The organism is Ruegeria conchae (assembly GCF_000192475.1).
GTDB lineage: Bacteria > Pseudomonadota > Alphaproteobacteria > Rhodobacterales > Rhodobacteraceae > Ruegeria > Ruegeria conchae.
This window is the reverse complement of the sequence record NZ_AEYW01000004.1, coordinates 197,853-222,238: the sequence shown is the minus strand read 5'-3', so window position 1 is coordinate 222,238 and position 24,386 is coordinate 197,853. Positions and strand designations below refer to the sequence as shown.

The 24,386-nt window shown below is 56.9% G+C and carries 25 protein-coding genes; 10 read left to right on the top strand and 15 right to left on the bottom strand.

Going from position 1 to position 24,386, the window contains the following annotated elements; translation table 11 throughout:
- Positions 1-284: 284 nt before the first annotated feature.
- Positions 285-1,478: a Zn-dependent hydrolase gene (locus tag G7G_RS0104155; RefSeq protein ID WP_010438688.1), complete on the bottom strand. Its 1,194-nt coding sequence runs from the start codon at positions 1,476-1,478 to the stop codon at positions 285-287.
- Positions 1,479-1,623: 145 nt separating this feature from the next.
- Here G7G_RS0104155 and G7G_RS0104150 point away from each other — a divergent pair, with 145 nt between their 5' ends.
- From G7G_RS0104150 to G7G_RS0104135, 4 genes are read left to right on the top strand one after another with little or no spacing between them, the layout of a single operon-like run.
- Positions 1,624-2,274 carry a histidine phosphatase family protein gene (locus tag G7G_RS0104150; protein WP_010438686.1) on the top strand — a complete coding sequence of 217 codons (651 nt, stop codon included), beginning with the start codon at positions 1,624-1,626 and terminating at the stop codon, positions 2,272-2,274.
- A gap of 10 nt (positions 2,275-2,284) precedes the next feature.
- On the top strand, positions 2,285-2,899 hold the full coding sequence (locus G7G_RS0104145) for a glutathione S-transferase family protein (protein WP_010438682.1): 615 nt from the start codon (positions 2,285-2,287) through the stop codon (positions 2,897-2,899).
- A gap of 14 nt (positions 2,900-2,913) precedes the next feature.
- Complete coding sequence (locus tag G7G_RS0104140; protein ID WP_010438679.1) at positions 2,914-3,969, top strand: saccharopine dehydrogenase; 1,056 nt, start codon at positions 2,914-2,916, stop codon at positions 3,967-3,969.
- A 3-nt stretch (positions 3,970-3,972) separates the two neighbouring features.
- Positions 3,973-5,115: a saccharopine dehydrogenase family protein gene (locus G7G_RS0104135; protein ID WP_010438676.1), complete on the top strand. Its 1,143-nt coding sequence runs from the start codon at positions 3,973-3,975 to the stop codon at positions 5,113-5,115.
- A gap of 63 nt (positions 5,116-5,178) precedes the next feature.
- Here G7G_RS0104135 and G7G_RS0104130 read toward each other — a convergent pair whose 3' ends face one another.
- From G7G_RS0104130 to G7G_RS0104115, 4 genes are all read right to left on the bottom strand, one after another.
- On the bottom strand, positions 5,179-5,379 hold the full coding sequence (locus G7G_RS0104130; protein WP_010438673.1) for a DUF1127 domain-containing protein: 201 nt from the start codon (positions 5,377-5,379) through the stop codon (positions 5,179-5,181).
- A gap of 57 nt (positions 5,380-5,436) precedes the next feature.
- Complete coding sequence (locus G7G_RS22735) at positions 5,437-5,673, bottom strand: DUF1127 domain-containing protein (RefSeq protein WP_010438671.1); 237 nt, start codon at positions 5,671-5,673, stop codon at positions 5,437-5,439.
- Positions 5,674-5,838: 165 nt separating this feature from the next.
- Entirely contained in the window at positions 5,839-6,156 is a 318-nt protein-coding gene (locus G7G_RS0104120; RefSeq protein WP_010438669.1) for a DUF3775 domain-containing protein, read from the bottom strand.
- An 85-nt stretch (positions 6,157-6,241) separates the two neighbouring features.
- Positions 6,242-7,012: a DUF1365 domain-containing protein gene (locus G7G_RS0104115; protein WP_010438667.1), complete on the bottom strand. Its 771-nt coding sequence runs from the start codon at positions 7,010-7,012 to the stop codon at positions 6,242-6,244.
- 149 nt (positions 7,013-7,161) lie between these two features.
- Here G7G_RS0104115 and G7G_RS0104110 point away from each other — a divergent pair, with 149 nt between their 5' ends.
- The 3 genes from G7G_RS0104110 to G7G_RS0104100 all read left to right on the top strand — a co-directional run bounded on the left by G7G_RS0104110 (position 7,162) and on the right by G7G_RS0104100 (position 8,933).
- Positions 7,162-7,818: a sigma-70 family RNA polymerase sigma factor gene (locus tag G7G_RS0104110; protein WP_010438665.1), complete on the top strand. Its 657-nt coding sequence runs from the start codon at positions 7,162-7,164 to the stop codon at positions 7,816-7,818.
- 10 nt (positions 7,819-7,828) lie between these two features.
- Positions 7,829-8,479 (top strand): ChrR family anti-sigma-E factor, encoded by a 651-nt coding sequence (locus tag G7G_RS0104105; protein ID WP_010438663.1) that lies wholly within the window; start codon positions 7,829-7,831, stop codon positions 8,477-8,479.
- 82 nt (positions 8,480-8,561) lie between these two features.
- Positions 8,562-8,933, top strand: a complete 372-nt coding sequence (locus tag G7G_RS0104100) for a hypothetical protein (protein WP_238528762.1) — start codon at positions 8,562-8,564, stop codon at positions 8,931-8,933.
- Positions 8,934-8,936: 3 nt separating this feature from the next.
- Here the strand turns inward: G7G_RS0104100 and G7G_RS0104095 are convergent, their stop codons facing one another.
- From G7G_RS0104095 to G7G_RS0104070, 6 genes are all read right to left on the bottom strand, one after another.
- Positions 8,937-10,166, bottom strand: coding sequence for a DNA recombination protein RmuC (locus G7G_RS0104095; protein WP_010438660.1), 1,230 nt, complete (start codon positions 10,164-10,166; stop codon positions 8,937-8,939).
- A 52-nt stretch (positions 10,167-10,218) separates the two neighbouring features.
- The gene (gene mutL / locus G7G_RS0104090; RefSeq protein ID WP_010438658.1) at positions 10,219-12,069 is read right to left on the bottom strand and encodes a DNA mismatch repair endonuclease MutL; all 1,851 of its coding nucleotides are present in this window, start codon (positions 12,067-12,069) and stop codon (positions 10,219-10,221) included.
- A 282-nt stretch (positions 12,070-12,351) separates the two neighbouring features.
- A complete protein-coding gene (locus G7G_RS0104085; RefSeq protein ID WP_010438656.1) occupies positions 12,352-13,281 on the bottom strand; it encodes a metal ABC transporter permease in 930 nt (309 codons plus the stop codon).
- The gene (locus G7G_RS0104080) at positions 13,278-14,483 is read right to left on the bottom strand and encodes a metal ABC transporter permease (RefSeq protein WP_010438655.1); all 1,206 of its coding nucleotides are present in this window, start codon (positions 14,481-14,483) and stop codon (positions 13,278-13,280) included. Before G7G_RS0104080 ends, G7G_RS0104085 begins: the two co-directional genes overlap by 4 nt.
- 2 nt (positions 14,484-14,485) lie before the next feature.
- A complete protein-coding gene (locus tag G7G_RS0104075; protein WP_010438654.1) occupies positions 14,486-15,289 on the bottom strand; it encodes a metal ABC transporter ATP-binding protein in 804 nt (267 codons plus the stop codon).
- Between the two features lie 3 nt (positions 15,290-15,292).
- Positions 15,293-16,246, bottom strand: a complete 954-nt coding sequence (locus G7G_RS0104070) for a metal ABC transporter solute-binding protein, Zn/Mn family (RefSeq protein ID WP_010438653.1) — start codon at positions 16,244-16,246, stop codon at positions 15,293-15,295.
- Between the two features lie 198 nt (positions 16,247-16,444).
- Here G7G_RS0104070 and deoC point away from each other — a divergent pair, with 198 nt between their 5' ends.
- Genes deoC through G7G_RS0104055 form a run of 3 tightly spaced genes read left to right on the top strand, consistent with a single transcriptional unit; the run spans position 16,445 to position 20,626 of the window.
- Complete coding sequence (gene deoC, locus G7G_RS0104065) at positions 16,445-17,443, top strand: deoxyribose-phosphate aldolase (protein ID WP_010438652.1); 999 nt, start codon at positions 16,445-16,447, stop codon at positions 17,441-17,443.
- Between the two features lie 12 nt (positions 17,444-17,455).
- On the top strand, positions 17,456-19,789 hold the full coding sequence (locus tag G7G_RS0104060; RefSeq protein ID WP_010438651.1) for an aldehyde dehydrogenase family protein: 2,334 nt from the start codon (positions 17,456-17,458) through the stop codon (positions 19,787-19,789).
- Positions 19,790-19,813: 24 nt separating this feature from the next.
- A complete protein-coding gene (locus G7G_RS0104055) occupies positions 19,814-20,626 on the top strand; it encodes an SDR family oxidoreductase (protein WP_010438650.1) in 813 nt (270 codons plus the stop codon).
- A gap of 65 nt (positions 20,627-20,691) precedes the next feature.
- Here G7G_RS0104055 and G7G_RS24350 read toward each other — a convergent pair whose 3' ends face one another.
- The 4 genes from G7G_RS24350 to G7G_RS0104035 form a co-directional block, all read right to left on the bottom strand.
- The gene (locus G7G_RS24350; protein WP_010438648.1) at positions 20,692-20,856 is read right to left on the bottom strand and encodes a hypothetical protein; all 165 of its coding nucleotides are present in this window, start codon (positions 20,854-20,856) and stop codon (positions 20,692-20,694) included.
- A gap of 250 nt (positions 20,857-21,106) precedes the next feature.
- Entirely contained in the window at positions 21,107-22,411 is a 1,305-nt protein-coding gene (locus G7G_RS0104045; RefSeq protein ID WP_010438647.1) for a M16 family metallopeptidase, read from the bottom strand.
- Entirely contained in the window at positions 22,408-23,748 is a 1,341-nt protein-coding gene (locus G7G_RS0104040; RefSeq protein WP_010438646.1) for a M16 family metallopeptidase, read from the bottom strand. Before G7G_RS0104040 ends, G7G_RS0104045 begins: the two co-directional genes overlap by 4 nt.
- Before the next feature lie 85 nt (positions 23,749-23,833).
- Positions 23,834-24,349 carry a DUF3035 domain-containing protein gene (locus G7G_RS0104035; RefSeq protein ID WP_010438645.1) on the bottom strand — a complete coding sequence of 172 codons (516 nt, stop codon included), beginning with the start codon at positions 24,347-24,349 and terminating at the stop codon, positions 23,834-23,836.
- Positions 24,350-24,386: the final 37 nt, after the last annotated feature.

Here is a 24,386-nt window from a genome sequence, read left to right as displayed (position 1 = left end):
TGCTTTAAGGATGTCATGATGGCTACCTTCTTATTGTATAGTGAACAGAAGCTATCCCGCCAGTCTGACCCAAGCTGAATATTTTGCAACGATTCAGCCCCGGTTTTAGATGGCAGACCAAGGACAGGCCAAGCTCGTATGCGAGTGTATGCTTTAATAATGTTCCTATAGGAAACTTTTTTCCATTAAGCAACACTCTTTGGATCACGCCTAACTTACTGCTTTGCTTTTCCAATCCTTCCCAGACCATACGAAGGTAGAAGCTCAGATCTTACAGCACCTTATCACATTGATGACTTCAGTTTCTGAACCGCACAATCCAGAACCTTCAAGCCGGCAACCAGGTCAGTTTCGGCTGTATCCTCGGTAAAATCGTGGCTGATTCCACCAATCGACGGGACGAAAAGCATCGCAACCGGCATCATGCGCGAAACATTGGTTGCATCATGCAAAGCCCCTGATGGCATCCGTCGCCACCGGCCTGGGGCGATCTGCTCGGCAGCCGCTTCCAGCGCTTTGCGAAGTTTGTGATCCATCGCCACAGGCTCCAAGCCCAGAAGGGATCCATAGCTAAGCTCCATACCCGATTGTGCGGCGATATCGCTCGCGGTGTTGCGAATGATCTCTTCCATCCTTGCCAGCCGATCTGCATCTCCATCGCGCCACTGCATCGAAAAACGCGCACGGCCCGGCACAATTGAGGACGCGCTGGGATGCAGGTCTACATGCCCAATTGTCCAGACCGTTTGCGGCGTTACCACGTTGCGAAACTGGTCATTAAGGCGTGTGTTGAAAAGGGACAGCGCTTGAAATGCATCGCGTCGCAGGTGCATGGGCGTTGTACCTGCGTGGTTTTGCTGGCCATCAAACTGAACCACCATATTGCGAATGCCGACGATGTCGGTAACAACACCGATCTGGTCACCTTGCGTGTCAAGCGAGGGGCCTTGTTCGATATGCATTTCGACAAACCCGGTGAACCGACCCGGGTCGACGAAACTAGCGGCACAATCCGCCATCGACGCGCGCGCGCAACCAAAGGTCTCTCCGGTATGATCAGTCAGCTCATCTGCCCGTTCCAGATCCAATTCGCCAGACCAAACCGCCGAGCCCGTTGTGACACCGAACCGACCTTCTTCATCTTGAAAGCTGACAACTGAAATAGGTTGCTCACTGGACCGCGCGACCTCAAGCGCCGCTATCACACCCAATGCGCCATCCAGCCAACCGCCTTCGGGTTGGCTATCTGAATGCGACCCCATCAACAGCGACGGTCCTTCGGCTAATCCGAAAAGGTTTCCAACCGGGTCGAAATGGGGGGTCAACCCGGCTTCGGCCATGCGGCCTGCCAGCCAATGACGGGCTGCAATGTCAGCTTCAGAATAAGCAGGCCGAATGACACCTTTGCCCACGCCAGAAGCTCCGAACTGCCGTAATTTATGCAGATCTTCCAGAAACCTTTTTTCGTCGACTGCCATTACATTCCCCCGATCAACCAGAATGCACAATACGCCCGTCAGATTAGCTCGCAAGGGAGGGGCGTGAATTGATGCAGTTTTTCCCCAAACCCCTCTGGCCCCGAACGCGAAGCTGCCCTAAGACTTCGTCGCAAGAGGGTTCGAAATGTCATTCATTACATTGGTGCGTCACGGGCAGGCCAACACCGCCGCGCGGGACGAGAATAGCTACGACAGGCTCAGCGATCTGGGCCACCAGCAAGCGCGTTGGCTGGGTGCGCATCTGAAAGATACCCAGGCCCATCACCCTCGGGTCTATTGTGGCACCCTTACACGTCATGTGGAGACAGCAGCCAGCATGGGTTTGGCCGAACCTGTGCACGACGCGCGCCTCAACGAAATTGAGTACTTCACCCTCGCGCAGCTGTTTCATGAGCAACATGGCGTGGCGATTCCAATCGACCGCGAAGAGTTTGTGGAACATCTTCCCAAGACATTTACCGCTTGGGCCAATGGCGAAATTGAAAACCCGCCAGAGACCTTCGTCGAATTTGAAACCCGCGTCCGCGACGCGTTGCGCGATATCGGAACCGAGGGCGGGCCCGCGATTGTTGTGACTTCGGGGGGGCTGATTTCGATGGTGGTCCGGCAGGCTATGATGCTGGATATCACTTCGATGGCACGGGTGGCGCTTGCCATCATGAATACGTCGATGCATCGTCTGCACCCAATCGGTTCGCAACTGAGCCCGGTCCTGTTCAATGCAGTGCCCCATCTGGAAGCTCCAGATCGGCACTTTGCCCAAACTCACCTTTAAGGAGGCGCGGATGCAGCTCTATTTTGCCCCCCGCACAATCTCAGTCGCTGTGGCGATTGCGCTGGAAGAGGCCGGTTTGGAATATGAAGCCGTGCAGCTTGATTTCGCCGGGGGTGAGCAGACAAAGCCAGCGTACAGGCAAATCAATCCCAAAGGCCGTGTACCTGCGCTTGCGGTTGATGGTGGTATTTTGACTGAAACCGGCGCCCTGCTGGAGTTTGTTGCCGCCAAAGCACCCGAGGCCGCGCTGGTTCCGGCAGATCCCGTGATGGCAGCGCGAATGCGAGAGGTAATGTATTATCTGGCCTCGACCATGCATGTGAACCACGCGCACAAACTGCGCGGGCCTCGTTGGGCGGACAAGAAGGCCAGTTGGAAGGACATGAAGGACAAGGTGCCCCAGACGATGACCGAGTCATGCGACTATATCGTTTCAAACGGGCTGCGTGGTCCGTTCGTGTTGGGTGAGACACTCTCGCTGGCCGACGCTTACCTCTATGTGGTCTGTAGCTGGCTGGAAGGTGACGGCGTCGACGTTTCGGCCTTTCCCAAGATCATCGCCTTCCGCGAGGCGATGGAGGCTCGGCCATCGGTTCAGGCGGTGCGCGCCGCCGGAATGCTCTGACAAAAGGAAGTATGATGACACATCTCTGGGTCCGGGCGGAACAGCGCCCGAACGAGGAACGGGTCGGGCTTACCCCTGAAGGTGCCGCCGCACTGATCGCTGCAGGCATTCGTGTGACGGTCGAAGAAAGCTCTGTACGGGCTATTCCTTTGGATGGTTACAGACAGGCAGGTTGCGAAATCGCGTCCGAGAATTCGTGGCCAGAAGCCCCGCTTGACGCAATCGTCTTTGGCTTAAAAGAGCTGCCCGAGGATGGCACGCCTTTGCCTCACCGCCACATCATGTTTGGCCATGCTTATAAGGGTCAGCATTCTGGACGCGAATTGTTGCGGCGGTTTAAGGCCGGTGGCGGCACGCTTTATGACTTGGAATATCTGGTGGACGCAGATGGCCGCAGGGTTGCAGCCTTTGGCTATTGGGCCGGTTACGCCGGGGCTGCGGTTACACTGAAGACATGGGCAGCGCAGCAACGCGGGCAGGAATGCCAGCCCGTTGGTGTTTATGCCAACAAAGACGCGTTGAATGCTGAACTGATGGCCGAACTGGATGCTACAGGAGCCGAGCGTCCCCGCGCCATCGTTATCGGCGCGTTAGGCCGTGTCGGCACCGGCGCCGCCGATATGTGCGAGGCCATGGGGGTTGCCGTCACCAAATGGGACATTGCCGAGACGTCCAGCGGCGGGCCATTTCCCGAAATCCTTGATCACGATCTCTTCCTGAACTGCATCTTCGCCCGACCGGGCACCCCGGTTTTTGTCACGCGCGATGCTCTGAGCACGCCCCGCAGTCTGACCGCCATCGGCGATGTAGCCTGTGACCCCGATAGCGACTACAACCCGGTTCCGGTCTATGACCACGCCACCACATGGGACGCACCCGCTTTACGCGTGGCCACCGACCCTGTGATGGACGTGATGGCCATCGACAATTTGCCGTCGATGCTGCCCATCGAAAGCTCGGAAGACTACGCGGCGCAATTGCTACCGTCCCTGCTGACGCTGACCGATCTGGACAGTGACGTCTGGGGTCGAGCAGAAGCAACTTACAAAACTCATATCGAAGGGATCTGAGCGATGACGATTCACTGGTGTGGCACCGGCCTGTCGGCCATCCCCGGCCTGCGCCGCCTAATCGAAGGCGGTCACAAGGTCGCTGTCTGGAACCGGACCGTCGAAAAGGCCAAGGCCGAGGTCGGAGACCTGACTGATGACATCCGCGCCTTCGACATCGACGCCCTAGGCGCGGTGCTTGAGAAGGGCGACATCATCGTCTCGATGCTGCCGGGTGACTGGCATGTACCACTGGCAGAGCTGGCAATTTCGAAAGAGGCCAACTTTGTGTCGTCTTCCTACATCGCGCCCGAGATGCGCGCTTTGGATGACAAGGCGCGCGAGGCAGGTGTCGCGCTGGTCAACGAGGTCGGGTTGGACCCTGGGATCGACCACCTGATGGCGCATGCTCTGGTCGCCGACTACCGCGCATCGGACGCGTTCGATCCCCAGAACCACCTAAGCTTTATCTCGTATTGCGGCGGGATCCCGAAGAACCCAAACCCGTTCCGCTACAAGTTCAGCTGGTCTCCATTGGGTGTTCTAAAGGCGCTGCGCTCACCCTCGAAATCTATTCGCGACTATGCCCCATTGGACGTCGCGCGCCCGTGGGACGCGATCAGCAGCTATATCGCCCCGCTGCCCGCGCCCGAAAGCTTCGAGGTCTACCCGAACCGCGACTCGATCCCGTTTAAGGCCGAGTACCAATTCGAGGATCACTGGCCGGTCAAAGAATTCGTCCGCGGCACCCTGCGCCTGAACGGTTGGGCTGACGCGTGGTCGGATGTGTTTACTGAAATCGAGACCCTCACAGGGCCAGAAGGCGACGCCCGCCTGAAAGAGATGTCGGATCAGTTCTGGGAAGAAAACGCCTATGACGAGGGCGAACCCGACCGCGTGGTTCTGTGTGTGGGCCTGAAAGCCGAGAAAGAAGGCGTTGAGGTCTGGCATAAGACCTATGTCATGGACGCTTGGGGTGACGAACGCGGCACGGCCATGGCACGCCTGGTTTCGATCCCGGTGTCCCTTGCAGTCGAAGCCGTCCTGAACCGTGCTATCCCTGCCGGTGTCCACGCCGCGCCAAGTGATCCGAAACTGGTACAGGGTTGGATGGACGAGATCGACACACTGGCGCAACACCTGCAGATCGTGGACCACACCGCCTAAAACGCAATCAGCCGCTTCGAACACGCGAAGCGGCTGATCACATTGTGGCGTCGCTGACAGCCGTCAAATATATTGCGCTATCACCGCTTCAACATCGCAGCGATTGAGTCCAAGCTCTGACAATTCGAAATCTGAAAGACGGTTCAGCTCTTGACCGGCGCGAACGATATCGGCTTGGATTGCGCGCATTCTCATCGCCTGATCGAACAATAACAGCGCACTGTTAGACACGTTCTGTTTCGGATTTGGGTTGCTATCCAGCATATTCGTTACCTCGCGCTTACTTACATAGATTGCTTTTCGGATCGCACCGGACAGTGCCTAAGAGCAGGCCTGATAGGGCGTGTTGTGATAAACGTTTCGATATACGCGCTGCCGTATCTCAGCGCGTGGGATGCCGATATCGCTAAGCTGATGATCATTGAGCTTTTCAAGCACTCGGATCGTCTTGTTGTAAACTCTGCGACGCTGCCATGCAGATGAGGCCTCAGGCTGGTTCGCAAACTGGCCGAAGAAAAGAGACCGATGATCAGCTGCGGTTGTATTGACGTGTGCCATGTCGAATTCCTCCAGTATTCATCGTTGCTGTTGATGAACCTGATAAAAGAACTCGACATTAACCTCGGAGGAACGCCGCATTAATATTGTTTAATGAAAGCGGATCAACCAATCCGATGCGCCAGCATCCGGACCAACCCATACGCCATAACGCGAGAACAGGGATTACATCAGATCGTTTTCGACATCTTCGGCAGAGATTCCCAGCGCATCCAACCCATTTTCCAGGTGATCGGATAAATGCGGCGTTCCTATCAGATAATCCGCACAAGGGGTTGAGGCCTCGGACTTTGCGGTAGCAATGGCCTCGGCCAGATCTTCAGCGAAGAAGCTCTCACGACCGACCCACATGACGGCGACCAGTTCTGCTTGTTCATCCTCGCTCATGCGTTCGATGAATGCGCGTAACTCGCCCTCGGCCCGGTTCAACTCTCGCCCCATCATGGCAACCTGGGCGATTTTTCTTGCCGAGATTTCCAACATGTCCCAACTCCTCGTGTTCGCGGTTCACTGTTATCTGAACGATGCCACAGGCGATCGTCTTTGATCTTGCGCAAAGCGGAGGACTTTACTGATGTGAACGCGATACAGGCTGATCAGGGACGGGAGCGGTGCGAAAGGGGCTGAATCGTGCGCGCTTGACCCATAGCTTAAGCGCTTGCCAGTGGATCAGAAACACCGCCCTTCGCGCTCCGAACGGTCGGCGCCAGAGCGATTTCAGAATGATGCGGTTGCTAAGCGGCCGGCGTGGACCCGTCAGGGTGGCGATCAGCCCCCCGCTGCCGCGGCCATAGTCGATCCAGACACCCACGCGCTCGTCGCGATAATCAAATCGAAACGTATAGGTCCCTTCAATTTCTTGAAACGGCGAGACATGCATCAACTTGTCAGCCAGTATCCGATCAGTTGACGCAATGGGCGAATGATCGGGTTTGTGGCACAGATAGCTGTGACGCGTACCATAAGTATTGGTCACTTCAGCAACCACAGCATAGAGCTGATGCCCATCATCAAAGCAGAACCAGAAACTCACTGGATTGAACACATGCCCAAGCATGCGCGGTTGGGTCAACAGAGTGATCTGATCCGGCTGAGGAATACCCTGCGCCTCAAAACACTCACGCAGCCAAATCGCGCCGCGACCCCGACCAGGCTCACCACCGTGATCGCTATCTCGCCATCCGGTCAGGTTCACCTTGTTGAACGAAAACAAAAAGGGCGTCTTGGCACAGACTTCAGGGTCAAACAGAACATAATCGATTGAATAGCGAAACGAATTATCGATCGCACCCTTGCGCCCGTGAAAGGTATGACCCGCTATGTGATCAACAGTGTTCATAACGCAGATGTTCCGTACTGACTGCAAACTGTTCAAAAGACATCCATTTTTGAATGCCCTTACATCATACATTACGAAATACTGCTCGTTTTGGATGAAAATTTTTGCACCAGACTGATCCAACTTGGGTCAGACAACGTAATCAGGTTATGTTTACCGAGATAGATACCGTGACCTTGGACGATGTGGCAGCACAACATGTTGTCAAAAGTGCCGTGCGCGGAGCCAAACGATTTAAAGGTAAACCGGTGAACGGACCAAACAAATGTTGTGATTCCAGAAAGGAATGGGTGGATCACGTCCGTCGTATCCGAGATGCGAAGGATCAGATCGCGTTTGCCGAACTGTTCCAGCATTTTGCACCTCGAATAAAAGCATTCCTAATCAAGTCCGGGTCAGACGCTGCACTGGCGGAGGAATGCGCACAGGAGGTCATGGCGACCTTGTGGCACAAGGCGCATCTGTTTGACCCGACAAGGGCAACGGTTGCGACCTGGGTGTTCACTATCGCAAGAAACAAGCGCATTGACGTTTTGCGCAAGCAACGCCGCCCTGAACCCGAAGACCTCTGGTGGGGGCCAGAGGCGGAGCCGGAACAGGAAGACGTTCTGGCGCTGCAACAGGAAACCGCGCAGCTGCGTGATGCCATGGCGGCATTACCCGAGGCGCAAAGACAGCTGATCGAGAAGGCCTACTTCGGAGATCTGAGCCATCGAGAAATCGCATCTCAGACCGGATTGCCTTTGGGAACGATCAAATCACGGATACGGCTGGCGCTGGACCGCTTGCGCCACGCAATGAACTGAGATGACGAGCATGAGAAACGAGATCAAACATCACATGACAGACGACCTGCTTATGGCCTATGCCGCAGGCAATCTGCCAGAGGCGTTCGACCTGATGGTCGCCACACATCTGTCGCTGTGTGACCATTGTCGCGCCCGCTCTGAGAGCTTTGATGCAGTTGGCGGATGTGTTTTGCAGGAACAGGATGCGTCTGCAAGCATGAGCGACGGTTCGCTGGCTGCAACAATGGCATTGATTGCTCAGGGCGCGCCAAAGGCGAAACCCGCGCACCCGACTTGTGCAGTTCTTCCGGCACCGCTGCAGGACTATGTTGGCGGCGACGTGAACGCGATCAAATGGAAGCCCGTCGGCATGGGTGTCAAACAGGCAATCCTGCCCACGACCAGCGAAGCGACCGCCCGGTTGTTGTTTATCCCCGCCGGGGCAGCGGTGCCGGATCACAGCCATAACGGCATAGAGTTGACGATGGTCCTGCAGGGTGCATTCTCAGATGAGATTGATCGCTTCGCCCGCGGCGATGTCGAAATTGCCGACCAATCTATCCATCACACGCCCACGGCAGATATTTCCGAAGATTGCATTTGCCTGGCCGTTACCGACGCTCCGCTGAAGTTTAGCAAGTTGATGCCGCGCCTGTTCCAGCCATTTCTTCGAATCTAATTCGTTGTGGTAGGGTTGTTTACCGACGCCAACTAATTGGGAGATCTCAGTATTGTTAAGGATGGCAACTTTAGCGCTGTTAATGGCCTTCGGAGCCAGCCTTTCCGCTCAGATGACAGCAGACGTGAAATTCCAACCGGGCAATTTCGGTACGATGGTGAATGGTACTGTAACCGGAAACGAATATTTCGACTATAAACTGGGCGCCAAGGCTGGGCAGGAGATGTTCGCCGACCTCAAGGTCAGTGACACCAACGGCTATGGCGTGATCTATTTCAATATCCTGCCGCCGAACAGTGACGGGGTTGCAATTTACAATGGTTCAATTGATGGCAATACCGCCCGGATCGAGCTTCCAGATGATGGCGACTACACCATACGTGTTTATCTGATGGGTAACGATCGCGACACCGGCAAGACGGTTGGTTATAATCTGGACTTATCCATCCAGTAACGCTCAGCTTTCGGTTTTTCCCAGCGGCACGACGTTTGTGTGGTCATCCGGCGCAAGCTCTTCGAAATCGAAATTGTCCAAACGTTGCGCCCGGCGACCCGCCTTTTCGGCGCTTATCTTGATTTCCGAGATGTCCTTGGCCGCCTGACCAAAATGACGATCCAGGTTCGAGACACGTTCACCCAAACGGTCCACATCCTTGTGCAGCATCCCCAGCTCCTTGCGGATGGCACCGGCCTGCTCGCGCATGCGCGCGTCTTTGAGGATCGCGCGCATGGTGTTCAGCGTCGCCATGCAGGTGGTCGGAGACACGATCCAGACGCGTTTCGAAAAACTCTCCTGCACAATTTCCGGGAACTTGGCGTGCAGCTCGGCATAGACCGCCTCGGACGGCAGGAACATCAGCGCCCCATCAGCTGTTTCACCGTCCAGAATGTACTTCTCGGCGATATCGTTGATGTGCTTGCGCACGGTACTGCGGAACATCTGCACCGCAGCTTTCAGCTCCATATCGTTGGTCGATCCGATCAGCGCCTCATAGGCCTCCAACGGAAACTTACTGTCGATCACGATAGGTCCGGGAGGGTTTGGCAAGTTGATCAGGCAATCCGCCCGTCGTCCATTCGACAAAGTTGCCTGCAGCTGAAAACTATCCGATGGCAACGCCTTCGAGACGATATCGTTCAGCTGGATTTCCCCGAACGCTCCGCGCGTCTGTTTGTTCGACAGGATATCCTGCAGGCTTAATACGTCGCCAGACAGCTTGGTAATATTGTCTTGCGCCTTGTCGATGGCCGCCAGACGTTCCTGCAGTTGAGTCAGCGAGGTCGCCGTCTGTTTCGATGAGCCATGGAGCGATTCCTTCATTCGCTCCTGCATCTCAGCCAAGGCGCGCGCCGATTTCATCGCGTTATCTGCCAGCCGGTCATTCATCTGCTGCTGCACCGACGACAGGCGGGATTCGACAGTTTGGATCACCTGCACCTGCGCATTGGCCTGCGTGTCCGAGACATGCTGCAATCCGCCGCGTAGCTGCTCCTGCCCTTGGCCTAGTTGCTGCACATGCTGTCCCAAATGGGCCATCTGCCGGGCCAAGGGTTCGGCCATCCGGGCCGAGCGTTGTGACGCCCGTAGCGATAGAAACAGCAAGAGCAGAATCAACGCCACAACTCCGCCAGTGATCAGGATGACGGGGTCATTCAACGCATATTGAGTACCAGCTATCTCGATCATGTCGCCTCGGATGTTCTTGTTTTATTCTTCATAGCCCGACAGGGCCGATGGATCAACTGCGACCGAACAGGCGTTCGATATCGCTGAGCTTCAGTTCCACATAGGTCGGCCGCCCATGGTTGCATTGGCCGGAATGGGGCGTCGCCTCCATCTCGCGCAGCAGGGCGTTCATTTCTTCTGCCCGCATCCGACGGCCTGATCGGACTGAACCATGACAGGCCACCCGGCTGAGGATCGCCTCAATCCGTGCCTGCACGGTTTGGCTTTCGCCCTGATCGGCAAGCTCATCGAGGATATCGAGGATCATGGCTCGAGCATCGACTTCACCCAGAATGGCCGGAGTTTCGCGCACAGCGACCGCTCCACCGCCAAAGGGTTCGATGGTCAGCCCAAAGCGCGCAAGATCATCAGCGACGGCCATCAACCGCGCGCAGTCCCCTTCTGTCAGATCGACAATTTCAGGGATCAGCAAGGCTTGGGCGGCAACGCCGTTTTCTGCCATCTGGCGTTTGAGTTTTTCGTATACCAACCGTTCATGCGCGGCGTGCTGATCCACGATCACCATGCCATCTGCCGTCTGGGCAATGATGTAATTTTCGTGCACTTGACCTCGCGCTGCGCCTAAGGGCAAGTCCTGGGGTTCTTCTAGCGGCGCAACTTCGGGCGCCGGCTCCACGATACGCCCACTATAGTTCTGTGACAGCTCCGCAAAGCCAGGAGATTGCGCACGATAGGCCGCCTGACGCGCCATCGGTGACGGACGATCCATCTGATACACCCGCGCTGGCGCAGCGGGCGCAGGCTCGGGCCGCATCGCACCCAAGGTCGCATTTGCGACAGTCGAAGACGCACGATGTCCGGCCTCGGCCAGCGCGTGGCGCAGGCTGGATACGATCAACCCACGTGCTAGGCCCGGATCGCGGAACCGAACCTCGGATTTAGCCGGGTGCACATTCACGTCCACCAGCGTTGGATCACAGTCGATAAACAGCGCTGCGGCCGGATGTCGGTCGCGACTGAGAAAATCAAAATAAGCCGCGCGCAGAGCACCGGTCAGCATCTTGTCCCGCACAGGTCGTCCGTTGACAAACAGATACTGCGCGACGGCAGCCCCACGCGAATAGGTCGGGAGCGCGGCATAACCATACAGCCTGAGCCCTTCGCGGGTGGCATCGATCTGCAACGCGTTCTCAGCGAATTCACGTCCTAGTATGCGCGCCAATCGGGCGTGCAACGCATCAAACAGATCGCCATTCTCGCGGTCGGCGCGGAAGGTCACGCGACCTTCTCCACCACCCGAAACATCACGTAGGGTGAACGCAATTGCAGGCTCGGCCATCGCAAGACGTTTCACGATGTCGGAAATTGCCTGCGCCTCAGCCCGGTCCGTGCGCATGAACTTCAACCGTGCCGGGGTCGCGTAGAATAGGTCTCGCAGCTCGACCACTGTCCCCGTGCGCAAAGCGGCAGGCTTCACCGCCTCCACTTTGCCACCCGCCACGTGGATTTTAGCGGCTTCAGAGCCCGGTACGCGACTGGTAATGGTCAAACGACCAACCGCTCCCAGCGAGGGCAGCGCTTCCCCGCGAAACCCAAATGTGTGGATATTTAGCAGATCGGACCCGTCGATCTTTGATGTCGCATGACGCGACAGCGCCAGCGGTAAATCTTCAGCAGCGATGCCGCAACCATCATCGGTGACACGAATCAGGGTCTTGCCGCCATCCGCGACTTCGACGGCAATGCGTTTGGCCCCGGCATCTATGGCATTTTCGACCAATTCTTTAACTGCAGAGGCCGGCCGTTCCACGACTTCACCAGCAGCAATCCGATTGATCGCTGCATCATCAAGCTGCCGAATTACCGGGCGATCATTGCTGATATTGGGGTCTGCATACACCATACCACTAGACCTAGCATAGATATGCGCGATTCGACCACAGGTTTGGATGGTTCAGCGGGCGAGCAAATGATGTATCCGGCCAGCTTAACCCTGTCGTAAAGGGGGTAGCGACTTAGGTCAATACTGGCCGGATATACCAGAGTGAGTGGTGGTCTTGTGGTATTTGATCAAAGCTTGCGTACCATCGCACATGGAATAAATCCCGTTAATATTTGGAAATTGTTTCCATTTGGCGAAGTTCAGCCGAAACCTCGCGTAAACCATTGGCGTGAATACGCCAAGTTAAACCTGGCTGGGGGCTCCGCTGCGGGTTCGACAGGGGCCAAGGACGGCGGTCAGCGCCAGTAACAAGCCAGATATCGTCGCGATCATTCCCGCAGCACTAACAGCATCTGCACCCCCCAGCCACAATGGGCCGTACCCAGCCAGAACATATCCCGAGATGGCTGAAATGGTCGCGAACAAAACGCTCCAGACAATCTGGGTTTCCAGCCGGTTCGTCATCATCCGGGCCGCAGCGGGTGGACAGATGAACATGGCGATCACGATGATTGATCCCACGGCATCAAATGCAGCTACGGCAGCGATCGCCGCTGTGATGACCAGCGCCATACCCAACACACCGGTTCGGATGCCAATTGTACGAGCAAATCCTTCGTCGAATGTCGAGATCTTGAGCGGCCGCCAGAACAACCAGGTAAACAATATCACACCCACCATCGTCAGTGCAATTCGGGGCAATTCGGGGGGCAGACCAGCCAACGCCTGTACGTCCAGCAGAGACGACCATCCTGCGGCATCCAACCAGATCAAGCTTTCCAGATTGCCATAAAGCGCATGTTCCACGTCCAGATGAACCGTCGAAGTATCAGTCTGTTCCAACAGTAAAACCCCGCCCGCGAACATGGTTGTGAACACCACTCCCATTGCGGCACCGGGTTCAATCTGACCTAATCTTCGGATCGCCTCGATCATCACAACGGCAACAACAGCGGCCCCGGCCGCGCCAAGCATCATGGGCCAAGTAGAGATCGCACCTGTCAGCAGAAACGCCACGACAATGCCGGGCAGCACCACATGGCTGATCGCATCGCCAATAAGGGCCTGTTTACGAAGAACCAGAAAGTTTCCGGGAAGCGCGCAAGCGATGGCTGCAAATGTTCCAATCAACAGAGGGGTCAGCGACAGAGGGACAAATTCTTCACCACTCATGGCATGACCTCCTGCGGGCCACCGATGCGACGGTCTATTTCGGCGATCTGATCGCGCGTTAGAACAGTCTCGATATCACGCAAACCATCGTACAGCGCCGCGGTGGCCTCGTGCGCCTGATCGGCACGTACGAATTCCCACCGCTTTTCGTCCCGCAGCGCTTTGGCGGCGCGCGCTTTCCCTTCATCTGTCGCGACACCATCGGCGCGCACGATACCCGCACGACGCAGCAGGCGAATGGTCAGTGGCTCATAGATCTTCTGACCTTGCGCCAGCGCCAGAAGACCCTGCCGGATATGCACGCGTCGCTGGAATCTAAGGTGCCGCAGTACCGCCGCCAAAACGCCTCGAACCGGTGCGAACAAAAGTGACAGCGCGAAAGATCCAAAACTGACCAGGACAATGATCGGACCGGTTGGCAGGTTCGGTGCCGAGGCCGAAATTCCTGCCCCCAAAAAGCCAGAAAGCCCCCCGGATATCCCTGCCAGCAGCACAACACGATCGGATCGTTCTGTCCAAAACCGCGCGGTCACCGGAGGAATGATGAGCAGCGCGACAATCAGGATCAGGCCAACGATCTTCAACCCGACCACAGTGACCGCCATAACAAGCCCCATCATCGCCAGATCAATCCGGTGCACAGGCAATCCACGCGCGGCGGCGTATTCAGGATCAAAGGCCACCATCGTCATCGGACGGCGGATAATCATCACCAGCAACAGAGTCGCCGCACCACCGATTGCAATCACGAGCGCGTCTGCCCAGAGCATTCCGGCGGTGGACCCAAGCAAGAACCCCTCCAACCCGGCTTGACGTCCAACACCCATGGTCTGAATCACCGTCAGCAGGACAACACCAAACCCAAAGAAGACCGAAAGAACCGCACCGATCGCAGCATCCTCTGCAAGCCGCGTATGACGCGTTAGCCAGTTCATGCAAAGCAGACCGACCCAAGCCGATATGGCCGAACCGACCAACAGACCAATTAGATTGCGCCCATCCCCTCCAAACGCCACCAATGCCATGAAGGCAAGGCAAACACCCGGCAGGGTCGCATGGCTAATGGCATCACTTACGAGGGCACGCTTACGCAGGAACAGAAACGTGCCGGTCACTCCCGCTGAAATGCCCAGCAACGTCGCACCGATCGCGACCAGCGTGGCGTTATAGCCAAGCTGCAGGGTCAGAGCATCCCAAAGCATGATTATCCCAGCGCGCGTAAAATCTGATCAATCTGTGCCGTTGCGAGGCGTCCGCCATAAGCGGCTTGCAACGTTTCCGCAGTAAAGGCCTGCTCAACCGAACCTTCGGCCACCTTGCGGGTGTTGATCAGGAACACATGGTCAAAATAGTCCACAACCGTTGCCAAGTCGTGATGTACCACGACAACGGTCTTGCCAGCTTCTTTCAGCGATTTCAGTACAGCAATAATGGCCTTTTCGGTCGCGGCGTCCACGCCCGCAAAGGGCTCGTCCAGCAGGTACAGATCTGCATCCTGTGCCAATGCACGCGCAAGAAAGACCCTCTGTTGCTGACCACCGGAAAGCTGACCAATCTGACGGTCCGCAAATTCTCGCATTCCGACACGGTTCAAACAGTCCATGGCGCGGGCCATATGACGTGCGCGAACACGACCCAGTAGCCCCAACTGACGCGACAATCCCATCAGAACCACGTCAATCACGCGTGTCGGAAAATCCCAATCCACACTGGCGCGCTGCGGGACATAGGCGATACGCGCACGTTGATCTTCGAGCGGCTGGCCAAACACCGTCACCTGACCGGAAAGAGGCGATACGATCCCCAACGCGGCCTTGAGCAAAGTGGACTTGCCAGCCCCATTCGGTCCGATGATCGCCGTCATCGCGCCGGGTTGCACCGTCATATCCACCGAAAACACTGCGGGCTTCTGACCGTACGAGACAGTCAGACCGCGAATGGCGAGCGGGCAGCGATCAATATCCTGCCCTTCAATTGAAACACCCTGAACTGTTGCGAGTTCCAGCATGGCTCAGAACCCCGCCGACAGGTTGCCGTTCATGCCACGCTGCGGCACATCCGCGCCCAGCGCCCCGGCAATCACGGTGATGTTGTGATCAAGCATTCCGATATAAGTGCCCTCATATGTGCCGAGCTCTCCCATCGCGTCCGAGTAAAGCTCTCCACCGACACCGACCTCGTGGCCTTCAGCCGCGGCACCCTCGATCAGAGCACGCATGGACCGGTCAGAGACCGAGCTTTCCACGAAGACCGCTTTCAACTGACGGTTCACGAGTGTGTCGACCAACTCACCGATGCGGTTCAAACCGGCCTCTGATTGGGTCGAGATGCCCTGAACACCCAGCACTTCATAGCCATATTCAGCACCGAAATAGCCAAAGGCGTCATGGGCAGTTACCAACATACGGTTGTCTTCAGGAACTGCAGTAAGCATCTGTTCGCCATAAGCGCTCAACGCGTCGATCTCGGCCAGAAACGCTTGAGTATTTGCAGCAAATAATTCTGCAGCCTCAGGGCGAGCTAGAGTCAGAGCATCTTGCACCTCAATCACAACATCACGCCATAGCACCGGGCTCATCCAGACATGCGGGTCATATTTGTCGGCGTAGTCGTCATGAGCGCGCAATTTGCCTTTGTCGACGCCCTCCGCAACAGCCACAACGGTTTGCTTGCGCCCCAGATCATCAAAGAAATCTTCCATCTGCGCTTCCAGATAAAGGCCGTGCCACAGCACCAGATCTGCGCGGGTCATCGCGACGATATCTGTGCGCGTCTGACGATAAGCGTGTGGGTCAACACCTGGGCCCATCAAACCTTTAACTTCAACCTGATCACCGCCGATTTGCCGGGCCGTATCAGCGATCATGCCGGTCGTTGCGACAACCTTCAACGGCGCCTCGGCAAAAGCGGCGGCTGGTAATGCAGCAACGAAAGCCAATGCTGCAAGAAAGGTACGGCGAATCATTTGCGACTCCATTCAGGTGCCTTGTTACCTCTGAATATGCGAACCATTCGCAACTAAGTCAATGCAAATGCGAATTACTCGCAAGAAAACATCTTTTTGTCCATTTGGTCAAAATTTTACCCTTTGCAGGGGTCGGCACACCTTTCTTTTCTTCGCAGCCCATGCGAATTTGGCGCAAACCTCCAAAAGGACGGAAAAATGGAAACGCAGAGCTCAGAAAGCCCCGTGCGCACCCCGCATCTGCCGCAAGTGACCGAGCCCCGGAACCCGGGAATGGACCTGGATCTGGATTGGGTGCGGGCCGTGCAGGCCAACACCTCGGCCATTGAACGCCGCGCAGCGACCCTGCCCGGTCGGCGGTCGGTGAAAAAGGACTATCAGGCAGCATGGCTGCTGAAGGCAATCACGATGATCGACCTGACCACTCTGTCGGGCGATGACACGGTGGGGCGGGTTCGTCGCCTGTGCGCCAAGGCACGGCAACCAGTGGCGTCTTCGGTTCTGCGTGCGCTGGACATGCAACCAATCACAACCGGAGCGGTGTGCGTCTACCATGACATGATCGAAACAGCCGTCGACGCGCTGAAAGGCACCGGCATACCGGTCGCGGCTGTCTCAACCGGTTTTCCGGCTGGCCTATCCCCGTTTCACCTGCGCGTGGCCGAGATCGAAGAAAGCGTGAAGGCCGGAGCCGAAGAAATCGACATCGTGATCTCGCGCCGTCATGTGCTGTCCGGCGACTGGCAGGCCCTGTATGATGAGATGAAAGCGTTCCGCGTCGCCTGCGGCAATGCCCATGTCAAAGCCATCCTCGCCACCGGTGAGCTGGGCAGCCTGCGCAACGTCGCGCGTGCCTCGCTGGTCTGCATGATGGCCGGGGCGGATTTCATCAAGACCTCGACCGGAAAGGAAAGCGTCAACGCCACCTTGCCTGTGTCATTGGTGATGATTCGCGCTATTCGCGACTACTATGACCGCACCGGCTATCGCGTTGGGTACAAACCTGCAGGTGGTATTTCGAAAGCCAAAGATGCATTGGTTTACCTGTCGCTGATCAAGGATGAGCTAGGTGACCGCTGGTTGGAACCAGATCTGTTCCGCTTTGGTGCCTCATCACTGCTGGGCGACATTGAGCGGCAGTTGGAACACTATGTTACCGGCGCTTATTCTGCCGGTTACCGTCACTCCATGGGCTGAGGACAAAAAACAATGACAGTCAAAGAGATTTTCGAGACCATGGACTACGGCCCTGCCCCTGAAAGCGCAGCCGAGGCGCTTGCCTGGCTGGTCGATCAGGGCGACAAGTTCGGCCACTATATCGACGGCACATTCACCAAACCCGGCAAAGGGTTTGACAGCCGCAACCCGGCGACCGGAGAGGTTCTGGCCAAGCTGACGCAAGCGAAACAGGGTGACGTGGACGCCGCGGTTTCTGCCGCACGTAAAGCGCAACCCAATTGGGAGAAGTTGGGCGGTGCGGGGCGCGCACGTTATCTCTACGCGATTGCACGCCTGCTACAGAAGCATTCGCGCCTGTTTGCCGTGCTCGAAAGCCTCGACAACGGTAAGCCGATCCGTGAATCGCGCGATATCGACATCCCGCTGGCGCAGCGGCATTTCTATTACCATGCGGGCATGGCACAGTTGATGGAAATCGAACTGCCCGACGCTCAGGCGCTGGGGGTTTGCGGCCAGATCATTCCGTGGAACTTCCCGCTGTTGATGCTGGCGTGGAAAATCGCGCCTGCACTGGCAATGGGCAACACCGTGGTTCTGAAGCCGGCCGAGTACACCTCGCTGACCGCGCTGCTGTTCGCCGATATCTGCTCGCAGGCCGGGTTGCCGAAAGGCGTGGTCAATATCGTGACCGGAGACGGTGCGGTGGGCGAGATGATCGTGAACGCGGATGTGGACAAGATAGCCTTCACCGGCTCAACCGTTGTGGGCCGACGTATCCGCGAGGCGACCGCAGGGTCGGGCAAAGAGCTGACTTTGGAATTGGGCGGTAAGTCCGCCTACGTCGTCTTTGATGACGCGGATATCGATTCAGCCATCGAAGGGCTCGTCGACGCCATCTGGTTCAATCAGGGTCAAGTCTGCTGCGCAGGCTCGCGCCTTCTGGTTCAAGAAGGCATCGCCGATCGTTTCCACGCTAAGCTACGTGCCCGGATGGACACCCTGCGCATCGGAGACCCGCTGGACAAGTGCATCGACGTGGGCGCTGTAGTGGATCCTGTTCAGCTACAGACCATCAAGGGCATGGTTGAAAGTAACACCGCTGGTCGCGTTCATCAGGCCGCTTGCGACTTGCCCGCGAACGGCTGCTACTACCCGCCAACGCTAATCTCGGGGCTGGAGACCTCTGACCCGCTGATGCAGGAAGAGATCTTTGGACCGGTACTAGTTTCGTCCACCTTCCGTACCCCCGAAGAAGCGGTCGAACTGGCAAACAACACCCGCTACGGGTTGGCCGCAACGGTATGGACCGAAAACGTAAACCTCGCGCTGGACATCGCGCCCAAGCTGGTTGCTGGCGTGGTCTGGGTGAACGCGACCAACCTGTTTGACGCCGCCGCCGGGTTTGGCGGCGTGCGCGAAAGCGGCTTTGGTCGCGAAGGCGGCTGGGAAGGTTTGGCGGCATACACAAAGCCCAAGGGCAAAGGTAAACCGCTGGCGAAGATCGAGGCGACCATGGGCGAAGGTGCTCCGGTCGATCCAATCGACCGCACCGCCAAATTGTATATCGGCGGTAAACAGGCGCGGCCTGACGGTGGCTATTCAAAGCCCGTCTGGGGTAAATCCGGTCTGCTGGGCCATGTGGGGCTTGGTAATCGCAAGGACATCCGGAACGCGGTTGAGGCCGCAGCTGGTGCCAAGGGTTGGTCCAAGACAACCGGCCACCTGCGCGCGCAGATCTTGTACTACATCGGCGAAAACCTCTCGGCCCGTGCCGATGAATTCGCCGCGCGTATCGACGCAATGACCGGCAAAAAGGACGGCGCGAAAGAGGTTGAAGCCTCAATCCAGCGTCTGTTTGCCGCCGCTGCCTGGGCCGACAAGTATGACGGTCAGGTGCATGGCGTTCCGATCCGGGGAGTCGCTATTGCGATGAAAGAGTCCGTTGGCGTGATCGGTGCTCTGTGTGCCGACGAGGCACCGCTTCTGGGTCTGGTTTCTGCGATGGCGCCGGCGATTGCTATGGGCAACCGGACAGTTCTGGTGGCTTCCGAGCCCTATCCACTGGCGGCAACAGACTTTTACCAGATCCTCGAAACTTCGGACGTCCCCGCTGGCGTGGTCAACATCCTGACCGGCAGTCATGCGGAATTGGCGAAACCGCTGGCGTCGCATCTGAACGTCGATGCGGTCTGGTCGTTCTCGTCCACCGACCTGTCGAAAGAGATCGAGGTTGTCTCGGCCGGGAACCTGAAACGGACCTGGGTGAATAACGCGACGGCATTTGATTGGGGCGTGGACCATTCCCGCCGCTTCCTTCAGGCTGCGACCGAAGTGAAAAACATCTGGGTGCCCTACGGCGAGTAGGGCTCCCTGCCAAGCGAGGTCTACATGGATTTTTCAGGAAAAACCGTCATCGTCATCGGCGGAACCAGCGGCATCAATCGCGGCATTGCCGAGGCCTTTGCAGCCTCGGGCGCCAAACTGGCTGTAGCCAGTCGTTCGCAGGAAAAGGTTGATGATACGGTCGCGGCTCTGAAAGCCGCTGGCGCACAGGATGCCATCGGTGCAGCGTTTGACGTGCGGGACCCTGAGGCCGTAGCGGCGGGACTGAAACAGTTCCATGATACATTAGGCGATTTTGACGTTTTGGTCTCGGGCGCAGCAGGTAACTTCCCGGCGCTGGCGGCTGAAATGTCAGTCAATGCGTTCAAAACTGTGATCGATATCGACCTGATGGGCACGATCCACGTGATGAAGGGGGCCTACCCGTTCCTCAAACGCCCCGGCGCCAGCATCATCAACATCTCAGCCCCGCAGGCATACTTACCTTATGAAGGTCAGGCCCATGTCTGCGCGGCAAAGGCGGGCGTGGATCAAATCACCAGGACCCTTTCGATGGAATGGGGTGTAGAGGGCATTCGTGTGAACTCGGTTGTGCCCGGTTTCATCGAAGGCACGGAGGGAGCCAAACGCCTTGCCCCCACCCCGGATGCTGGGGAAGCGTTACGCAAAGACGTACCGTTGGCCCGTTGGGGCCAGCCGCAGGACGTGGCAAACGCCTGCCTGTTCCTCAGCTCAGATATGGCGAGCTATATCAGTGGCACGGTTCTGGCGGTCGACGGGGCACTTTATCAGCGCGGGTCAGGCAAGTTCGGGCAAATGATGGGGCAAATGCTGCGTGCACAGGCAAAACAGAACTGAGCACCTGTCAGGACATTGGCATCGCCAACATTTAAAGACCCGCGGGATTACCGTTTCAAATAAGGCTAGGAGCGTTTGACATACAGTCCAGCTGCTACCAAAAGCGTAGTCAGCAAACCGGCCACAACATAGAGAATGAATGCGCTGAGCAGGGATTGGCCAAGAGCCAGAGAGGCCGCAAATGTCAGCAGCCCCGCAAGTATCCCAATTCCTAATGCCGCAACTATCATGGCGTCTTTCTGCCCTACCTATTGTCGAACGAGACACCGGTCTGATCTAACCGCTCAAACGCCTCGACAACGAAAGCATCCTTGATGTTTCTGGCCAAATTATGACCACGACTCCTTAATGATCTCTTAAGTCACAAAATTGCGCGCCAAGGGATTTCTAGTATCCTTGGCAGATTTATAGTTTGCGCACTATGCACGACTGGCTCAACACAATCACACCGTCATGACGCGCAGCAAGGTCGTCTGGCCGCTATCCGTCCAGACCGATCGGTTTCCCAACCACGGTGAAATGCAGGCCTTCGGGGTCCAAAAACTCGGCCGCTACCCGGTTTATATCCTCCAGTGTCACCGCGTTCACCTTGTCATTGCGGGTTGCGATATAGTCGATGGGCAAGTCTTCCATCTGCATCCCCACCATGATCCCCGCGATCTGACCATTCCCGTCGAACCGTAGCGGATATGCACCTGTAAGATAGGTCTTGGCATCATCCAGTTCCTCTTGGGTAAATCCCTCGGACGCAGCGCGGGCCCACTCGTCGCGGATCACGTTAACCGCGTCGGCAATCCGGTCATTGGCGGATGAGACCGAACCAAGGTAAACTGAGGCCAGATCCTTGGGCACCAGAAAGGTCGAGACACCGTAGGTTAGACCACGCTTTTCCCGCACTTCGTGCATCAGGCGGCTTTCAAATCCGCCACCACCTAATATGTGATTCAGGATAAAGGCTGCGAAGAAATCAGGATCGTCGCGGTCAATGCCTTTTTGGCCAAAAAGAGCAACCGATTGAGGCGTGTTGAATTCCACCACACTTATGCCGCCATCGATCTTAACATCGGCCTTATCCGGGATGGCTTTCCCTGTTGCTGGCAAATCCACCAGCAGCGTATCCAACAATGTGCCCAATTCTTCTGCGGTGATGTCACCGACGGCCCCGACATATAGCCGATCCTTGGCAAAGACGTTCTGGTAGGCCGCAATGATATCGTCACGGGTCAGCCCCGAAACACTTTCGATCGTCCCTTTTCCGTCCGTCGCGTAGGGGTGATCTCCGTAAGCCATTGCTGCAAAACTGCGTCCGGCAATATCGTTCGGATCAGTTTGGTCCGATTTCAGACCCGAGAGCACCTGCCCCCGCACCCGTTTAATGGCATCTTGGTCAAAACGGGGGTCGTGAATTGTAGTCCGCAACAGATTGACCACATCATCGCGGTTCTCGGTCAGGAAGCGGGTTGAAATCGAGACTGAATCATCCGTCGCGCGGTAGCTGAATGAGGCCGCCAATGCCTCAAGCTCGCGCGCATAGGTCCGGACATCCATGTCGCCCGCGCCTTCCTCGATCAACCCGCTCATCAGGTAAACTGCGCCGCGTTTATCGGGATCATCCAAGGAAGTGCCGCCGCGAAATCGCATCTCAAGCGCGGTAAACGGTATTGAGTGATCTTCGACCAGCCATGCGGTGATTCCCCCTGGCGAAGTTACCTCCTGGATTTTGATTTCAGCCCATGCGGGCAGCGCGATAGCAACAGCGATCAGAGTCGCAAGAATCCGTTTCATTGTGTCACCTCATCGTCACGCATCAGCCAACCGGTTACAGAGGTTTCAGGCTGTATCACTTCTCGTGCCGCCGCGATGATATCATCAGCTGTCGCCGACTGCAGGATGTCTGGCCAGGCCTGCACATCCTCAACCGTCAGCCCGCTGGTCAGCGCGCGTCCATAGCGGTTTCCGATTCCGTCCACATTGTCGCGCGCATAGGTTTGAGCGGCGCGAAGCTGCATCTTGATACGTTCCAGATCCGCTTCGTTTACGCCTTCGGCGATAAAATCTGAAACAACCTGATCCATCGCATCCTCGGCCTCCTGCAACGAGACACCTTCGGCCGGAACAACAATCAGATCAAAGGTTGTGTCATCCAGTGAAACGCCCCGGTAGAACGCACCGGTATAGACGACCAGTTGCTGCTCAAACTGCAGCTTTTCATTCAGATAGGATGTGGTGCTACCGCCCAGCAACTCGGCCAGAAGAAACAGCGCCGCGGCTTTCTCCTGTGCCCCTGCATCGCGTTCGGGTGCCAGATAACTGCGTTGCACATAAGGCTGCGAGACTCGGGCGTCTTTGTAGGTCAAGCGGCGCTCAGCCGTTTGCGGGGGCTCCTGCGAACGGATCCTTTCGGGCAGGTCTGGATTGGCGGGAATCACACCATAATACTGATCTGCAAGCAATTTGACCTCGTCCGGGTCAACATCACCAGTCACCACCAGAATGGCGTTATTGGGCGCATAATGGGTCTGATAGAAGGACAGGGCATCGTCCATGTCGAGCTCTTCCATCTCGTGTTTCCAGCCGATAATGGGAACGCCATAGCGGTGGTTTAGATACTGCGCTGCGTTCATCTGTTCGCCAAACAGCGCGCGTGGATTGTTCTCGGTCCTCTGGTTGCGTTCCTCAAGGATGACGTCGCGCTCGGTTACGATGTCATTTTCGGTCAGGCGGATGTTGCGCATCCGGTCCGCCTCCATCCGCATCATCAGTTCCAACCGGTCGGCGGCAACGCGCTGGAAATAGGCAGTGTAGTCATAAGAGGTAAATGCGTTGTCATTTCCCCCGTTGGCCGCGACGGTGGCCGACAACTCACCCGCTTCCATTGTATCGGTGGCCTTGAACAGCAGGTGTTCCAGAAAATGCGCGACACCAGAGGACCCGATCGGTTCGTCTGCCGAGCCTGCACGATACCAGACCATATGCTGCACCACCGGCGCGCGGTGGTCTTCGACCACTACGACGTCCATGCCGTTATCAAGCGTGAAAGTGGTAACCGCCTCATGCCCCTCTTTGGCCCAAAGAGGGGATGCTGCGATCAGGGCAGCCGACAATGCCAGGGCCCGAACCATGGGGCATCCTCCGTTTCGTTTCTGGTATTCAAACTACGGTGGTGCTGCCAGTGTTCAAGGCCAATGACGGAATGTTAAGAAAAGTTCATTCCAACGGAGGCGCAGAAGGTGTTTCGATACCACGCTGCCGCGCCGCTTCGTTTGCATTGTTCGCATCGATCGACTCGCGCCGATATGCCTGCGAATAACGATCCACCGGGAAAAGCCGCAAACGCGTGAAGCGCTGCTTCTTCTTACGGAAATCCGCATCTTCCTGGGCAACAACCTGTCGCGTATTGGCGGGAACACCATATCGGCTTGAAGCTGTGACCAGCGCTGCATCACTCGCAGGAATCGCGGTATTGGGGTTCAGGGCCGCTTCGCTGCCGCCGAGAGCCACAACAGCATCTGCCTTTGGATTGGGATCAGTCAGATTCGCACCACCGGGGGTAGGTGCAGGTAGAAACGCATAATCCTTTGGTTGGGTCAGCGGCTTAACCGGCAGGACCGAGAACTCATCCGGCCCGGGCCCGGGTGCCCGAAGATTGCGCAAACCAATATCGGAACAGCCCGCAACTGTCGCGGCGAGTGTCAGAACAAGAATGGTGCGTGGCATACGCATCAGTGTCTCCAGCCAGTTTCAGGCGCTTTTATCGCAT

What these genes read in the sequence shown, in the direction of transcription:
- G7G_RS0104135 (WP_010438676.1), top strand. Translation starts at nt 3,973, where the DNA reads ATGACGATTCACTGGTGTGGCACCGGCCTGTCGGCCATCCCCGGCCTG.
- G7G_RS22735 (WP_010438671.1), bottom strand. Translation starts at nt 5,673, where the DNA reads ATGGCACACGTCAATACAACCGCAGCTGATCATCGGTCTCTTTTCTTC.
- G7G_RS0104035 (WP_010438645.1), bottom strand. Translation starts at nt 24,349, where the DNA reads ATGCGTATGCCACGCACCATTCTTGTTCTGACACTCGCCGCGACAGTT.
- G7G_RS24350 (WP_010438648.1), bottom strand. Translation starts at nt 20,856, where the DNA reads ATGATAGTTGCGGCATTAGGAATTGGGATACTTGCGGGGCTGCTGACA.
- G7G_RS0104060 (WP_010438651.1), top strand. Translation starts at nt 17,456, where the DNA reads ATGACAGTCAAAGAGATTTTCGAGACCATGGACTACGGCCCTGCCCCT.
- G7G_RS0104115 (WP_010438667.1), bottom strand. Translation starts at nt 7,012, where the DNA reads ATGAACACTGTTGATCACATAGCGGGTCATACCTTTCACGGGCGCAAG.
- G7G_RS0104110 (WP_010438665.1), top strand. Translation starts at nt 7,162, where the DNA reads ATGTTTACCGAGATAGATACCGTGACCTTGGACGATGTGGCAGCACAA.
- mutL (WP_010438658.1), bottom strand. Translation starts at nt 12,069, where the DNA reads ATGGTGTATGCAGACCCCAATATCAGCAATGATCGCCCGGTAATTCGG.
- deoC (WP_010438652.1), top strand. Translation starts at nt 16,445, where the DNA reads ATGGAAACGCAGAGCTCAGAAAGCCCCGTGCGCACCCCGCATCTGCCG.
- G7G_RS0104100 (WP_238528762.1), top strand. Translation starts at nt 8,562, where the DNA reads ATGGCCTTCGGAGCCAGCCTTTCCGCTCAGATGACAGCAGACGTGAAA.
- G7G_RS0104075 (WP_010438654.1), bottom strand. Translation starts at nt 15,289, where the DNA reads ATGCTGGAACTCGCAACAGTTCAGGGTGTTTCAATTGAAGGGCAGGAT.
- G7G_RS0104130 (WP_010438673.1), bottom strand. Translation starts at nt 5,379, where the DNA reads ATGCTGGATAGCAACCCAAATCCGAAACAGAACGTGTCTAACAGTGCG.
- G7G_RS0104145 (WP_010438682.1), top strand. Translation starts at nt 2,285, where the DNA reads ATGCAGCTCTATTTTGCCCCCCGCACAATCTCAGTCGCTGTGGCGATT.
- G7G_RS0104070 (WP_010438653.1), bottom strand. Translation starts at nt 16,246, where the DNA reads ATGATTCGCCGTACCTTTCTTGCAGCATTGGCTTTCGTTGCTGCATTA.
- G7G_RS0104045 (WP_010438647.1), bottom strand. Translation starts at nt 22,411, where the DNA reads ATGAAACGGATTCTTGCGACTCTGATCGCTGTTGCTATCGCGCTGCCC.
- G7G_RS0104095 (WP_010438660.1), bottom strand. Translation starts at nt 10,166, where the DNA reads ATGATCGAGATAGCTGGTACTCAATATGCGTTGAATGACCCCGTCATC.
- G7G_RS0104150 (WP_010438686.1), top strand. Translation starts at nt 1,624, where the DNA reads ATGTCATTCATTACATTGGTGCGTCACGGGCAGGCCAACACCGCCGCG.
- G7G_RS0104105 (WP_010438663.1), top strand. Translation starts at nt 7,829, where the DNA reads ATGAGAAACGAGATCAAACATCACATGACAGACGACCTGCTTATGGCC.
- G7G_RS0104120 (WP_010438669.1), bottom strand. Translation starts at nt 6,156, where the DNA reads ATGTTGGAAATCTCGGCAAGAAAAATCGCCCAGGTTGCCATGATGGGG.
- G7G_RS0104140 (WP_010438679.1), top strand. Translation starts at nt 2,914, where the DNA reads ATGACACATCTCTGGGTCCGGGCGGAACAGCGCCCGAACGAGGAACGG.
- G7G_RS0104040 (WP_010438646.1), bottom strand. Translation starts at nt 23,748, where the DNA reads ATGGTTCGGGCCCTGGCATTGTCGGCTGCCCTGATCGCAGCATCCCCT.
- G7G_RS0104155 (WP_010438688.1), bottom strand. Translation starts at nt 1,478, where the DNA reads ATGGCAGTCGACGAAAAAAGGTTTCTGGAAGATCTGCATAAATTACGG.
- G7G_RS0104080 (WP_010438655.1), bottom strand. Translation starts at nt 14,483, where the DNA reads ATGCTTTGGGATGCTCTGACCCTGCAGCTTGGCTATAACGCCACGCTG.
- G7G_RS0104085 (WP_010438656.1), bottom strand. Translation starts at nt 13,281, where the DNA reads ATGAGTGGTGAAGAATTTGTCCCTCTGTCGCTGACCCCTCTGTTGATT.
- G7G_RS0104055 (WP_010438650.1), top strand. Translation starts at nt 19,814, where the DNA reads ATGGATTTTTCAGGAAAAACCGTCATCGTCATCGGCGGAACCAGCGGC.